The sequence below is a fragment of the Mesorhizobium sp. WSM4887 genome (genome assembly GCF_029625865.1).
In the GTDB taxonomy this organism is placed as follows: Bacteria; Pseudomonadota; Alphaproteobacteria; order Rhizobiales; family Rhizobiaceae; genus Mesorhizobium.
In genome coordinates this window covers 1,465,228-1,478,223 of sequence record NZ_JARTVP010000001.1, presented here as the reverse complement: position 1 = coordinate 1,478,223, position 12,996 = coordinate 1,465,228, and the positions used below count along the sequence as shown (strand labels likewise).

Below are 12,996 nucleotides of genomic sequence, written 5' to 3'. Positions count from 1 at the left end.
GGGTGGGAGGTTGAACAATGTCCGCGCGTATTGACTTGGTACCGCTTCAGCCAGGCGATCGTGCGCCGAACGTGGTGCTCGACGCCATAACCCAGGAAGGCAAGATCGCGCTTGACGACTTCCGCGGACAAAAACCGGTGCTGGTTGGCCTGTTTCGAGGTCTGCATTGTGCGTTTTGCCGACGCCATATCGCCGCCCAGGCGCGGCTTGATCCGGAACTGCGCGAAAAGGGGGTGGAAAGCCTGACGGTGGTCAACACGCCGATCGAACGGGCGCGTCTCTATTTCCGCTACCACCCGATGCCGAATCTGCTTGCGGCTTCCGACCCTGAACGCGCTTCGCATCGTGCTTTTGGACTGCCCAATCTTGAATTCACCCAGGACGACACGAACTGGCCGTACAAGGTCTCGATGGCAGCGGCAAAGGATATGCGGGTCGACATACCAGGCGAGTTGCCCGCTCCCATGGATCCTTTTGCGGCCAGCGAATTCCTCGACAAGAAGGACCATTACGAAGTGACCGAGGCCGACCAACAGATGATGGCAACGGGACACGGACAACTGATCGGTCAATTCCTGCTGGACCGGCAGGGGGTGGTCCGCTGGAGCTTCACGGAGGTTCCAGAGGGTGGGCGATACATGTTTGGGGCGCCAAACCCGCAGGAGCTGATGTCAGCCGTATCCCAGGTCGTTCAATAGACTTGCGAACAAGGTAGTCGGGCGGGACACCGATAAAAAAGCAGAACCCGGTTTGTTGACCGGTCATCCGAGCACGGCCTCGACACGCGCAACAAAGTCTTCGAGCGAGCGATCCCCGCGAACCTCGATGCGCGGAAGGTCGATGGGATCGCAATCGAGATCCGCCGGCCCGTGTTTGCCGCCGAAGCCGATCCGATAGCCGCATTCCCTGGCCAGCCGGCCAAGCCGTCGGTCGGTGACAGAGAAGGGTGCCGCGAACGCCGTGGTTGGCCGACCGGTCCACCGTTCGACGAACATGCGAGAGCGCAGGAGCTCGGCGGCCAAATCAGAACTCGACAGACCATCGATCGCGCGATGCGTCGCCAGATGGCTTCCGAAGAACGCACCTTCGCCGGCGAGACGTCGCACCGTCCCAGCGTCCATAAGCTGCGTCGGCGGACCGCTGTCGATGTCCCACCGTGCACTTTCCCCTACCAAGTCCGTTACCAGGAACACTTCCGCGGTCAGGTCGTTCGCGCGCAAGATCGGCCAAGCATGGTCGGCAAAATTCTGGAAGCCGTCATCGAAGGTGATGAGCACCGGGCGGCCAACGAAAGGTTCACGGTTGGCGATGGACCATCCCAGTTGCTCGGACGTGATGGCGTGAAAGCCATTGGCGCGCAGCCATGCCATCTGGCGGTCGAATGCGGCGGGCGTGAGCCGAAAACGGGCGAGCGCGGCTGGACCATCATCGGCGATGCCGTGGTACATGAGGACAGGGACATGCTGCCGCCGCTCGCTGCGCGCGACGTCGCGGCGCAAGGCCCGTGCCCCGCCCCAGACGATATTTCGCGCGACTCCAACACCGATGGGCGCGTGGATTGGCACATGATCAATCACCGGGTCCGTCGCCACGCCGTCCGGTGACAGGCGGCGGAAGCGGTCTATGCGATAGAGCTCGGTCTGGATCGACCGCTCGAGGACGAGGCCTTCGGTCGCCGCCAGCGTCTCCGAGATCGCTTGTGCGCCGAATGTGTTCCAGTCGAAGCCCGTCCTCTCAACATTGTCTCGGAGCACGAATGCGTGTGCGCTGACGACACTGCCGCCAGGCGTCAACGCCTCAACAAATTTCTTGGCGATGCGCCGCAACTCAGCGAGATCGTCCAGGTAGTAGAGCACTTCCGAACAGACGATCAGATCCATCTTGCCCGGAAGCGTTTCCGCGGAGAAATCCAGTACGCCGAAGTCGACATTCGGCTGACCGCTGCATCGCGCGCGCGCCCGCTCGACGGCTACGCTGGAGATGTCAGTTGCGGTCAAATGGCCGACTCGCGGCGCCAGCTGCCGCGTGAAGTGGCCCTCCGCGCAGGCCAGTTCAAGCGCCCGTCCGATGAGACCGGCAGGCAGAATTTCGAGCTGCCGCTCATACTTTTCCTGCTCATAGGGCGAACGATAGTTCCAGGGATCCTCGGTCGCGAAACGGCGATTCCAGAACGACGTGCGATCAGTACCGTTGTCATCCGCGGCCGGTTTACGGCGCGGTGCCGCAAATGGCTCTGCAGGTTCGGCGCTCGACCGAACCAGTTCCTGCGCTTTCGCGGCCAATCGCGCCAGCTTGCCGAAGTGGCTATCCGGATCGGACGGAGGCTCCGCCATGGACAACGATGCCTCGGCTTCAGACATGTTTGACTTGTCGGCGACGCCGCTCTGCGAGGCCAACTCAATCCAATGGCTCCTTGTCACTTTCCCGAGCGCGCCGAACTGCACGCGAGCCTCGATCCGGCCGTCCATCATCAGATACGCATAAATTCGATCGATTCCTTCCGGCAGGTCGGTGGAGGCCGGATTTCCAACGTCGACGCGAATTCCGAGTGTCCGCGTCAGTCTGCGCGGCGCGGCGAGATCGTCGGAGTCGAGAAGCATTTGCTCAAGGTGATACTGGACGCGGCGACCCGCTGCGGGATCGTCCCAGACCCTGCCGAGTTCGACGATCAACTCGGTGAGGGGGCCACCGAACCTGTCCCACCTGGCAGCCAATTGCGCTGGCACCGACAGGCTTCCTACCATAAGGCCATCGAAGACCACCCTGGCGATCTCACGCGCCCATTTGCGTGCTGCCGGGACCGCGCGCAGGGACTGCGCGTCGATTGAGCAGGCGCCGCGGCCGCAATCCGACGCGGCGTTCCACAGCGCGAACCACGCGAGTGCTTCGGCAGCGGAGCAGCCGTTCGCGTCGATCGCTCCATTGGCGTGAACCGATGCCGGGTGTTCGACCCTGGGATCAGGAGAAAAGCCGCGGACGATCACGATTGCCGCATCTGCCAGCATCTGCGTCGAATTGCAGGAGAGCGAGTTGGGGCTGACCCGATGGAAAGCGAGAGGCTCGTCGACCATCACCCAACGTTTGCCCAGACGTGCGAGACGCTGCCACAGGTCCCAGTCCTCGCAGGTGCGCAGCGACACATCGAAACCGCCCAACTCGACAATTGTCTTCCGATCGACCAGCAGCGCGTGAGTGCGAATGGCGCGCCGGCGCGCGAAAGTTTCGAAGGGCTCGATCGCAACCTCTGTTGAGATGCTCGACGGGGTCAGTTCGCCGTCGGGCATCACGCGCCGAGAACCGCAAAAGGCGGCCACCGCATCGGGAGCGGTTTTCAGAGCGGTCAGCATTTTTGCAAGGAAGCTGGCATCCACCCAATCGTCCGCATCCAGAAACATGAGCCATTGGCCGCGCGCTGTCGAAATCCCGCTGTTGCGCGCGCCGGCGGCGCTGCGCGCGCAAGAGCTCAATGTGCGAAATCGGGCATCGCGCTCAACATAACCGGCGATGATCGCGGGGGTGCGATCCGTGGAGGAGTCATCGACGATGATCGCCTCCCAATCCGCTATATCCTGATCGAGAAGGCAATCGAGTGCGCGCGCCAGCGTTGCCTCGGCGTTGTGCGCAGGAACCACGATTGAAACCAGAGGATTATGCGCCACGCCGTCTTACCCGCGCCTGCTTCGAACGTAGAACAAAAGTCCCAAACCATAGCCCGCGATTTCCTGCAGGCAAACAAGACTTGAAAACAGGCTTGAATGGAGAGCGCTCATGCCCGACGGTTTAGAATTAGGCCCGTGCGCCGGGGCGGTGTTTTCGCGTCACATCCGAGGCACTCGCGCTTACCGAAGGGGCTGTCGGGTGTGACTGGATTAGCGTAAGCTACTGTTCACAGGGGGTGCAAAACATGCACCGTGTCATCGCCCTAGCGATCCTAGTTCTGGCGGCCGTGTTCAGTTCCGCGAGGGCTGAAGTGCTGATCGGGGTCTCGTCTGCGATGACAGGGCGACTTGCCTGGATCGGCGAGCAGGGGCAACGCGGCGCGGAGAGGGCGGTGGCCGACCTCAACGCGGCGGGCGGCGTGCTCGGCCAGAAGGTGAGGCTGATCTCGGTCGACGATTTCTGCGATCCCGAGCAGGCGGTCGCGGCCGCCCAGAAGCTGGTGGCTGACGGGGTGGTGCTCGTCGTCGGGCATTATTGCTCTGGAGCCTCGATCCCCGCATCAAAAGTGTATGAGGCGGCGGGCGTCGTGCAAATATCCCCAGGCTCGACCAATCCGCAGCTGACCGAACAGGGCCGTGGCAATGTCTTCCGCACCATTGGCCGCGACGACGCGCAGGGTTTCATCGCCGGCAACTACCTTGCCGATCACTGGGGCGACAAGAAGATCGCAATCCTTCACGACAATTCGACCTATGGGAAGGGTCTCGCCGACGAGACCAGGAAGCAGCTGAACAAACGGGGCGTGACTGAAGTTTTTTACGACGCATACAGGCCTGGGAAGGACGACTATTCAGCCGAGGTCGCTGCGTTGCAGACCGCCGGCATTTCGGCCTTGTATGTGGGCGGGTATCATGCCGACGTTGCGCTGATCGCTCGCGCTGCAGGCGACCGGGACTACACGCTTCAGCTCATATCCGGAGATGCTTTGGCTACCGAGGAATTCGCCCTGATCGCAGGCTCAGCGGCGGAGGGGACCCTGTTCACCTTCCCGGCGGACCCGCGGCGAAATGCCGGCGCGGCCGCGATCGTGGAGCAGTTCCGTGCGGACAACTTCGAGCCCGCGGGCTATACGCTGTTGAGCTACTGCGCGGTGCAGGTCTGGGCCCAGGCGGTGGCGAAGGCAGGTTCGCTGGCGCCAAAGGCGGTCATAGCGGCACTGCGCGAACAGCAATTCGACACCGTCATTGGCAGGGTCGATTTCGACGCCAAGGGCGACCTCACGAGGCAGAGCTGGGTTTGGTACGTCTGGCGGGGCGGGGAGTACGTGCCGGTTGAATAGGGTGCGCCGAACGCCGGCGTGACGCTGAGACGTCTAGTCTGATGCAGACCAGTGTGGCTGGATTGTTCCGACTCCCCACGATGCTTGAACGCCTCGGCATACGCGGTCGGCTGTTGCTCGCCTTTTTCGGGATCAGCGGCCTTGCGGTGCTGGCTACCGCCGCGGCGCTTTATGCCTTCCTCGATGTCGGCGACGTCGTCGACCGAATTACCAGGGATCGGGTGCCGCCGGCGCTGGCCTCCCTCCAGCTGTCGCGCCAGGCCGAACGGGTCGCCGCTGCCGCGCCCTCGGTGCTGGCGGCGACAAGCAAGGCTCAGCACAGCAAGGTCTCGGCGGCCGTCGCGCTCGAGATGTCCCGCCTCGAGGCCCTGCGTACGGATCTCAAAGATGCTACGCTGGGCACAGTGCCTTTAGCTGAGATCGAGGAAGCTGCGGTTGTCCTGAGGCGCAACCTGAAGGAGCTCGACTCTCTTGTTGTCGCCCGCCTCGATGTGGTCGCCCGCAAGGAGGAGCTTCTGAACCGCCTCGCCGCGACGACGACCGGCAGCCAACGCCTTCTGGCCACCGGCATCGTCGTGATGGATTCCAGGCTCCCGCAATGGCGGGCGGTCGCGGCCGATACGTCGCTGTCGCCCGATCGACGCGCAGCGACAATGGCCGACATGGTCCACGCGATTGCGGCTTACATCCCCCAGCAGAAGGCGCTGCTGGAGATCTCGGCGGTCAACGACGCGCTGGTGAAGGCCGCGACCGCGCCGACGCGAGGCGACCTGGCGTTGATCCTGTTTCCGCTGCACCGCTCGCTTGCCGCTCTGGAAACGGCTTCCTCGGAGATCGACGAAAAGCTGCAAACCCGTTTTCGGCTGCGGGTGGACGAGTTCGAGGCACTCACCGATGGTGAGAGCAGCATCCCGAAGGCACGGGAGGAGGAGCTTGCGGTCCTCGCGCAGGGCGAAAAACTTCTGGCCGAAAACAATCGGCTGTCGCGCAGTCTGACCGCAGCCGTCGACCGTCTTGTCGCCGCAGCGGACCGCGAGATCGCTGCCTCCGGTCGCGAAGCCGCGCTCGTCCAGCGCTACGGCACCGGAGTTGTCCTCGGCTCTGCCTTTCTCAGCCTGTTGAGCTCGGTTCTGGTCGTCTGGCTCTATGTCGACCGCAGCCTTCTCGCCCGTCTGGGAGCGGTGAGTCAGGGCATGCTCGCGATCGCGGGCGGCGACCTTCGTGCGCCGCTGCCGGCGGCGGGCAGCGACGAAATCGGGCGCATGGCCGAGGCGCTGAGCCTCTTCCGGGATACCGCTGTCGAGGTCGAGGAAAAGAACCTGCGCGACGTTGCAGAAGCGCGTCAGCGGCTGGTCGATGCCATCGAAAGCATTTCCGAAGGTTTCGCTCTCTATGACAAAGAGGACTGGCTTGTCCTTAGCAACAGCCGCTACCGCGAACTGCTATACGCCGGTCTGGAGGCAGAGCTAACCCCCGGCATGGCATTCGAGGAGATCATTCGCCGATCCGCGGAGCGTGGCTACATCAGGGATGCCGAGGGTCGGGTCGATGAGTGGGTCGCGGAGCGCCTATGGCGGCACCGTAACCCCGGCGAACCGTGGGTGCAGCGGCGGGGCGACGGACGATGGATCATGATTAGCGAGCGGCGGATCAGCGCCGGCGGCACGGTCGCCGTCTATTCGGACATCACCGAGCTGAAGCAAAGGGAGGAGAACCTCGCCGAGAAGTCCGCTGCCCTGGAAGCGCTTTCCAGCAAGCTGGCCAAATATCTGGCGCCCCAAGTGTACAGCTCGATATTCACCGGCCGCCAAGACGTTAGAATCGCCAGCCAGCGTAAGAAGCTGACCATATGCTTCTCCGATATCGCCGGCTTTACCGAGACCACCGACAAGATGGAATCCGAGGATCTCACCCAGCTCCTCAATCACTACCTGACGGAAATGTCGAAAATCGCGTTGGATCATGGTGCCACGATCGACAAGTACGTCGGCGACGCGATCCTGATGTTTTTCGGCGACCCTGAGACGCGCGGCGTCAAGCAGGACGCGCTGGCTTGCGTGCAGATGGCGCTTGCCATGCAAAAGCGGATCAGCGAGCTTACGGAGGTCTGGCGGGACATGGGGATCGAAACACCGCTGCGCTGCCGCATCGGCATCCATACCGACTACTGCACCGTCGGTAACTTCGGCAGCGAGGACCGAATGGATTACACGATAATCGGCGGCGCCGTGAATCTCGCCTCGCGCCTGGAACAAGAGGCGGCTCCGGGGACCATCCTCATTTCCTACGAGACGTTTGCGCAAGTGAAGGACACGATCGATTGTGAGGAGATGGGGCACGTCCAGGTCAAGGGCATCGCCTATCCGGTCGCTACCTACCGCGTCATCAAGGCCAATCTAGCGGGCGCCTGTCGCGTTGTTCGAACCGAGCTGCCGCACTTCAGGCTGGAACTTGAACCGGGGCTGATGTCCGCCGATGAGCGTGGCGGTGCCGCCACTGCGCTTCGAGACGCGCTGGACCGGCTTTCCCACAAGCCCGGGCAGTAGGAGTTGGGCGCCGCGCCTGCCGGCAAATCACCGAAGCCGCGTCCGAGCAAGTCACGACTACGTATCCGGGCCGGACATGGGTTGAGGTGGTAGCGGAGGAGGGACTTGAACCCCCGACCCCAGGATTATGATTCCCGTGCTCTAACCAACTGAGCTACTCCGCCAGGAGCGGCGAAGAGGCTCGAAGAACCACACCGGTCGTGGGCAATTCGAGGCGTTCGCCAAGGTCGCGCGGATATAAGGTTGGCAGGGTAAAGCTGTCAAGCCGCACGCATCAGCATAATCTCATCCCGGAAAAGCCGCGCCGGGCAGACGCTGAAGTGCATGCATCGGGGTTGAGTTCGACGGGGCACGTCGCTATGTCTCGGCCACGAAATTCTAGAGTTTGAGCGAATGAAGCCGCGCATCGCCGTCCTCGGTTGCGGATACTGGGGCAGCAACCACATCCGCACCCTCAAGGCGCTTGGCGCGCTCCATGCCGTTTCCGACGTCAACCGTGCCCGCGCCGAAGGCTTTGCCAGCGAGCAGGACTGCCTGGCGATCGGGCCGGACCAGTTGTTCGAGCGCGCCGATGTCGACGCCATTGTCATGGCGCTGCCGCCGCAGTTCCATGCCGACATGGCGCTGCGCGCCATCGAGGGCGGCAAGGACGTGCTGGTGGAGAAGCCGATCGCGCTGACGGTCGCGGACGCCGAGCGTTCGGTGCAGGCCGCCAGGAACAATGGCTGCGTCTTCATGGTGGGTCACGTGCTGCGCTTCCACCCCGCCTTCGAGACGCTGAAGGCGCTGATCGACAATGGCGAGCTTGGTGAGGTGCGCTACATCCACTCGCACCGGCTCGGCCTTGGCAAGTTCCACACCGAGAACGACGCGCTCTGGGACCTTGCGCCGCATGACCTCTCGATGATCCTCGCCATCACCGGCACCGAGCCGATCGAGGTCAGGGGCGAGGGCGCGGCACTGCTCGACAACCTCAGCGACTTCGCGCATCTGCACATGCGCTTTCCGAACGGCGTGCGCAGCCATCTCTTCGCTTCTCGTCTCAATCCCTATCGCGAGCGCCGGCTGACCGTGGTCGGAACCAAGGCGATGGCGGTGTTCGACGATGTCGAGCCGTGGGAGCGCAAGCTTGCCGTCTACAGGCACGCTGTCTGGCAGGACAGCGGCCAGTGGGCGTTCACCGCCAACGAGCCTTCCTACGTTGCGGTCGGCGAAGGCATGCCGCTGACGCGCGAGCTCGCCCACTTCATGCAGTGCATCGAGACGCGCGCCGAACCCCGCACCGACGGCGAGGAAGCGATCCGGGTGCTGCGCATCCTGACGGCTGGGACGGTGGCGCATAGCGGGTCGCCCGCTTAAGGCGCGACCACAAAAGGAATCCTGAGGCAAAGCGCCCGATTGAAGGCGTGGGTTACTCGGCGGGGACGTGCGCGGGCTGCTGCGCAAGCCTGGACAGCATCGCCTCGGCCTCGGCGCCGCGCTCGGAGCGCTCGATAAAGCCGCCGCCATAGACTCGCGCCTCATCGCCGTCATCGGAATAGAGCACGCAGGCCTGTCCGGGCGCGATGCCGGATTCGCCGTCGACCAGCTCGACCGAGGTCACGCCGTCGCGGTGATGCAGCACGGCCGGGCGCGGCGGCCGGGTCGAACGGACTTTTGCGAAAAGCTCGATCCCGCCGGCCGGAACGTCGGAGAGCGGGCCGTCGCCGAGCCAGTTCATGGCGCGCAGGTAGATCCTGTGCGTCTCCAGCGCCTCGCGCGGGCCGACAATGACGCGGGCGCGGTCGGCGTCGAGATGGACGACATAGAGCGGCTCGCCCGAAGCGATGCCGATGCCGCGGCGCTGGCCGATCGTGAAGCGCAAGATGCCTTCGTGACGCCCGAGCACGCGACCGTCGATATGGACAATATCGCCCGGATTGGCGGCCGCCGGCTTCAGCTTGGCGATAATGTCGGAGTACTTGCCCTGCGGCACGAAGCAGATGTCCTGGCTGTCCTGCTTGGCGGCGACCGTCAGCCCCATCTCCTCGGCGATCGCCCGCACCTGCGGCTTGGGAAGTCCGCCGAGCGGGAAGCGCAGATAGTCGATCTGCGCCTGGGTCGTGGCGAACAGGAAATAGCTCTGGTCGCGGTCTGCATCGACCGGCCTGTAGAGCGCGCGATGCGCGCCATTGGCGCGCGAGCGGATGTAATGGCCCGTGGCCAAAGCATCGGCGCCGAGATCCTGGGCGGTGGCCAAAAGGTCCGCGAACTTGACCGTCTGGTTGCAGGACACGCAGGGGATAGGCGTCTCGCCGGCGACGTAGCTCTCGGCGAAGGGATCGATGACCGCCTTGCGGAAGCGCTCTTCATAGTCGAGCACGTAATGCGGGATGCCGAGCGTCTCGGAAACGCGGCGGGCATCGTCGATGTCCTGGCCGGCGCAGCAGGAACCGGCGCGGTGCGTTGCCGCGCCGTGGTCGTAAAGCTGCAGGGTGACGCCGACAACATCATAGCCGTCGCGCTTCAGGATGCCGGCAACGACCGATGAATCGACGCCGCCCGACATCGCGACGACGACGCGGGTGTCTTCTGGGCGTCGGGGAAGATCGAGGCTGTTCATGGTTCTTTCAATCTGCGTGGCGCTGGCTGCCAATGGCCGGAATATAGGTCAAGCATCCCGGCGGCGCCAGCTTGGCTCCTCAAGCGATTTTATCGGGCAAAATCAGGGCCGGACCCCGATTATCTCAAATGCCGAACGAAAACCTAACGCGACGTTCACGATCCTTACCTAGTCATTAGGCTTCGCTTAGGCAATTTTTAAAGCTGTGGCGGTACGGTGGCGGGGATTGGGTCTTTGAGTTTTTAGTAGAGAGTACGATGACCGATCTGGTTAGACCTAGAGTCAAATATGTTATCGGGCCCGACGGCAGCCCTCTCACGATAGCCGATCTACCGCCGACGAATACACGGCGCTGGGTTATCCGGCGCAAGGCGGAAGTCGTCGCGGCGGTCCGCGGCGGACTACTCAGCCTGGAAGAGGCCTGCCAGCGCTACAAGCTGACCACCGAGGAGTTTCTCTCCTGGCAGGCATCGATCGACGAATATGGCCTTGCCGGGCTGCGCACGACGCGGATCCAGCAGTACCGGCACTAGGCTCCGACTGCCGGAAACCAAAGAAGGGCGCGGAACTCCGCGCCCTTTTGCTTCCGGGATCTGCGCTGATCAAACCGTCAGCACAACCTTGCCGATCGGTCGGGTGGCGAGGAAGGCATGGGCGGCACCCGCCTGGTTCAGCGGAAAAGCCTTCGCCACGTGCACGGCGAGCTTCCTGGCATCGACTAGCCTGGCGAGTTCCACCAGCCCCTCGCGATCCGGCACCACCGACATGCGCTCGACGCGGATGTTGCGCTCCCCGGCCTTGACCCTTGTCGCATCGTGGACGTTGAGCAGCGACACCAGCACGCCGCCTTCGCGCAGCACTTTCAGCGACCGGTCGGCATGGTCGCCGCCCATGGCGTCCAGCACCAGATCGATATCGCGGACCTGTTCGGTGAAATCGCCTTTGGTGTAGTCGACGACCTCATCGGCGCCGATCGAGCGGACGTAATCAAGCTTGTCCGGGCTCGCAGTGGCGATGACCCAGGCGCCGCGCGCCTTGGCTATCTGCACGGCAAGATGGCCGACGCCGCCGGCGCCGGCGTGGATCAGGACGCGCTGGCCGGATTGCAAACCGCCGTGGCGGACGAGACCCTGCCAGGCGGTCAGCCCGGCCAGCGGCAGCGCCGCGGCTTGGGCATGGTCGATGGCGGCAGGCTTGGCTGCGATCTCGTCCACCGGCGTGGCGACGAACTCGGCATAGGCGGCGGCCTGCTTGGGGAAGCGCGGCATGCCGAAGACCGCATCGCCGACCTTGAAGGCGGTCACGCCGGTGCCCAGCGCCTCGACGGTGCCCGAGATATCCCAGCCGAGAATGAAAGGTGGTTCGCCGATGAGAGGGAAGTAGCCGGCGCGCACCGCGCCATCGACCGGGTTGATGCCCGCGGCCTTGACGCGGACCAGAACTTCGCTGGCCTTGGGCGAGGGGGCCGGCTGTTCGGCGACGAAAAGGACGTCGGGTTCGCCAACGGAATTCTGGGTAACGGCACGCATTGGATGCTCTCCTGCTTGATTGCTGCCGCTATCATTTGGATAGTAACAATCGCTTGTCTAGTATGCACCTTTCGGATATATAGGTATCTCATGGATAGTGAAGACAGCGGTTCCTTTGGCTACGATGCATTCCGGCGCACCTGCCCGTCGCATACGGTGCTCGAAATGCTGGCCAGCAAATGGGTCTATCTGACGGTTTGCGCGTTGCGGCGCGGCCGCCTGCGCAATGGCGAGCTCGCCCGCAAGCTGGAAGGCATCACGCCGAAAATGCTGACGCAGACGCTGCGCGTGCTGGAGCGCGACGGGCTCGTCCGGCGCGAGGTCTATCCGGTCATACCGCCGAGGGTCGAGTATGAATTGACGGAGCTCGGCCAGAACCTTGCGGGACTGCTCAGCCAGATCAGGTCCTGGGCGGAAGAGCATGCCCCCGACATCAAGGAAGCCCGAGCGCGGGCATCGGTGGACCATCAGGATGATGAAACGGCGATGCTGCCCTAAGCCGGAGGCCGGGCTTTTTCGGCTCGTGGTTCGAAACGGCGATCAGGCAGCGCTCCGAGGGATCAATTGCGCTCGGCGGTCAGCCGATCATGGCGCTGCGGCCGCCCACTTCCGCGTCGCGGATCTTGCTGTCGCGCGATTCCAGCATCTCCGCCTTGGAAAGCTCCGCTTCAGCTTCGCCGAGTAATGATTCGGCCATGGTTCGCTGCTGGGCGAGATCGTTCTGCGAGTTCCTGAGGTTGTCGCGGCGCAGGCGTGCCGCCTTGGCGAAGGTCGGATAGGCAAAATGATTGATGTCGGTGATGCCGGCTTTTTTCTCTTCAGCGACGATTTGCGCCTCCAACTCGACGGCCATGCGTTCGAATTCGGCGATCATCATGTCCAGCTGCAACAGCTGGCGCCGCTTCTCATTCACCTGAAACTGCTTCAGCCGAACGAGGTTTTCACGTGACTTCATGACTCGGTACTCCGCAAAACGCACACCTGCATATCGTCCCATCGACCTCGAAAGGCCTACGCGTCGCCCGTTTCCACCGGCTTTCCCCGCTCTATGGGAAACAAAGCCCTAAAGATTTTTGCCGGCGGTAACCATTCGTTTACGGGCATTGTTAATCATACGGGCGAGGACTTAAGGCCGGGTAAAAATTCCGGACAGCGGCAGGAAGCGCGGCCTGCGAGTCTCTGGAGTCACTTAGGCTTGCTTATTAATGTGGTGCATGAGCGATTTGGGTCTACGATTCGTTATTAAATTCAAGTGGGTGTAGAAAGGGGTTAAAAAATCTGATATCGTGACCGACACGAAATTAGGATTTGTTAACCAGT

At 63.1% G+C, this 12,996-nt stretch carries 10 protein-coding genes and 1 tRNA gene; 6 read left to right on the top strand and 5 right to left on the bottom strand.

Annotated features, from left to right (window positions below):
* Positions 1–17 precede the first annotated feature (17 nt).
* Positions 18–698 (top strand): redoxin domain-containing protein, encoded by a 681-nt coding sequence (locus P9230_RS07120; protein ID WP_066994127.1) that lies wholly within the window; start codon positions 18–20, stop codon positions 696–698.
* 63 nt (positions 699–761) lie between these two features.
* Here the strand turns inward: P9230_RS07120 and P9230_RS07115 are convergent, their stop codons facing one another.
* Complete coding sequence (locus tag P9230_RS07115; protein ID WP_278118064.1) at positions 762–3,659, bottom strand: trifunctional glycosyltransferase/class I SAM-dependent methyltransferase/polysaccharide deacetylase; 2,898 nt, start codon at positions 3,657–3,659, stop codon at positions 762–764.
* Positions 3,660–3,904: 245 nt separating this feature from the next.
* Here P9230_RS07115 and P9230_RS07110 point away from each other — a divergent pair, with 245 nt between their 5' ends.
* Complete coding sequence (locus P9230_RS07110; RefSeq protein WP_278118061.1) at positions 3,905–4,999, top strand: branched-chain amino acid ABC transporter substrate-binding protein; 1,095 nt, start codon at positions 3,905–3,907, stop codon at positions 4,997–4,999.
* 80 nt (positions 5,000–5,079) lie between these two features.
* Entirely contained in the window at positions 5,080–7,545 is a 2,466-nt protein-coding gene (locus P9230_RS07105; protein ID WP_278118059.1) for an adenylate/guanylate cyclase domain-containing protein, read from the top strand.
* Between the two features lie 87 nt (positions 7,546–7,632).
* On the opposite strand, the gene P9230_RS07100 is transcribed toward P9230_RS07105, so the two are convergent.
* Positions 7,633–7,709: transfer RNA gene (locus tag P9230_RS07100), tRNA-Met, on the bottom strand.
* Positions 7,710–7,938: 229 nt separating this feature from the next.
* On the opposite strand from P9230_RS07100, the gene P9230_RS07095 reads away from it, so the two are divergent.
* Positions 7,939–8,904, top strand: a complete 966-nt coding sequence (locus P9230_RS07095; RefSeq protein WP_066994138.1) for a Gfo/Idh/MocA family oxidoreductase — start codon at positions 7,939–7,941, stop codon at positions 8,902–8,904.
* A gap of 52 nt (positions 8,905–8,956) precedes the next feature.
* Here P9230_RS07095 and mnmA read toward each other — a convergent pair whose 3' ends face one another.
* The gene (mnmA, locus tag P9230_RS07090; protein ID WP_278087197.1) at positions 8,957–10,147 is read right to left on the bottom strand and encodes a tRNA 2-thiouridine(34) synthase MnmA; all 1,191 of its coding nucleotides are present in this window, start codon (positions 10,145–10,147) and stop codon (positions 8,957–8,959) included.
* A gap of 257 nt (positions 10,148–10,404) precedes the next feature.
* Here mnmA and P9230_RS07085 point away from each other — a divergent pair, with 257 nt between their 5' ends.
* A complete protein-coding gene (locus P9230_RS07085) occupies positions 10,405–10,680 on the top strand; it encodes a DUF1153 domain-containing protein (protein ID WP_006203587.1) in 276 nt (91 codons plus the stop codon).
* A gap of 69 nt (positions 10,681–10,749) precedes the next feature.
* On the opposite strand, the gene P9230_RS07080 is transcribed toward P9230_RS07085, so the two are convergent.
* Positions 10,750–11,676: an NADP-dependent oxidoreductase gene (locus P9230_RS07080; protein ID WP_127215048.1), complete on the bottom strand. Its 927-nt coding sequence runs from the start codon at positions 11,674–11,676 to the stop codon at positions 10,750–10,752.
* 90 nt (positions 11,677–11,766) lie between these two features.
* Here P9230_RS07080 and P9230_RS07075 point away from each other — a divergent pair, with 90 nt between their 5' ends.
* The gene (locus tag P9230_RS07075; RefSeq protein WP_095777256.1) at positions 11,767–12,174 is read left to right on the top strand and encodes a helix-turn-helix domain-containing protein; all 408 of its coding nucleotides are present in this window, start codon (positions 11,767–11,769) and stop codon (positions 12,172–12,174) included.
* A 79-nt stretch (positions 12,175–12,253) separates the two neighbouring features.
* Here the strand turns inward: P9230_RS07075 and P9230_RS07070 are convergent, their stop codons facing one another.
* Positions 12,254–12,631 (bottom strand): flagellar export protein FliJ, encoded by a 378-nt coding sequence (locus tag P9230_RS07070; RefSeq protein ID WP_095777257.1) that lies wholly within the window; start codon positions 12,629–12,631, stop codon positions 12,254–12,256.
* Between the last annotated feature and the right edge of the window lie 365 nt (positions 12,632–12,996).

What these genes read in the sequence shown, in the direction of transcription:
- P9230_RS07120 (WP_066994127.1), top strand. Translation starts at nt 18, where the DNA reads ATGTCCGCGCGTATTGACTTGGTACCGCTTCAGCCAGGCGATCGTGCG.
- P9230_RS07110 (WP_278118061.1), top strand. Translation starts at nt 3,905, where the DNA reads ATGCACCGTGTCATCGCCCTAGCGATCCTAGTTCTGGCGGCCGTGTTC.
- P9230_RS07105 (WP_278118059.1), top strand. Translation starts at nt 5,080, where the DNA reads ATGCTTGAACGCCTCGGCATACGCGGTCGGCTGTTGCTCGCCTTTTTC.
- P9230_RS07095 (WP_066994138.1), top strand. Translation starts at nt 7,939, where the DNA reads ATGAAGCCGCGCATCGCCGTCCTCGGTTGCGGATACTGGGGCAGCAAC.
- mnmA (WP_278087197.1), bottom strand. Translation starts at nt 10,147, where the DNA reads ATGAACAGCCTCGATCTTCCCCGACGCCCAGAAGACACCCGCGTCGTC.
- P9230_RS07085 (WP_006203587.1), top strand. Translation starts at nt 10,405, where the DNA reads ATGACCGATCTGGTTAGACCTAGAGTCAAATATGTTATCGGGCCCGAC.
- P9230_RS07080 (WP_127215048.1), bottom strand. Translation starts at nt 11,676, where the DNA reads ATGCGTGCCGTTACCCAGAATTCCGTTGGCGAACCCGACGTCCTTTTC.
- P9230_RS07075 (WP_095777256.1), top strand. Translation starts at nt 11,767, where the DNA reads ATGGATAGTGAAGACAGCGGTTCCTTTGGCTACGATGCATTCCGGCGC.
- P9230_RS07070 (WP_095777257.1), bottom strand. Translation starts at nt 12,631, where the DNA reads ATGAAGTCACGTGAAAACCTCGTTCGGCTGAAGCAGTTTCAGGTGAAT.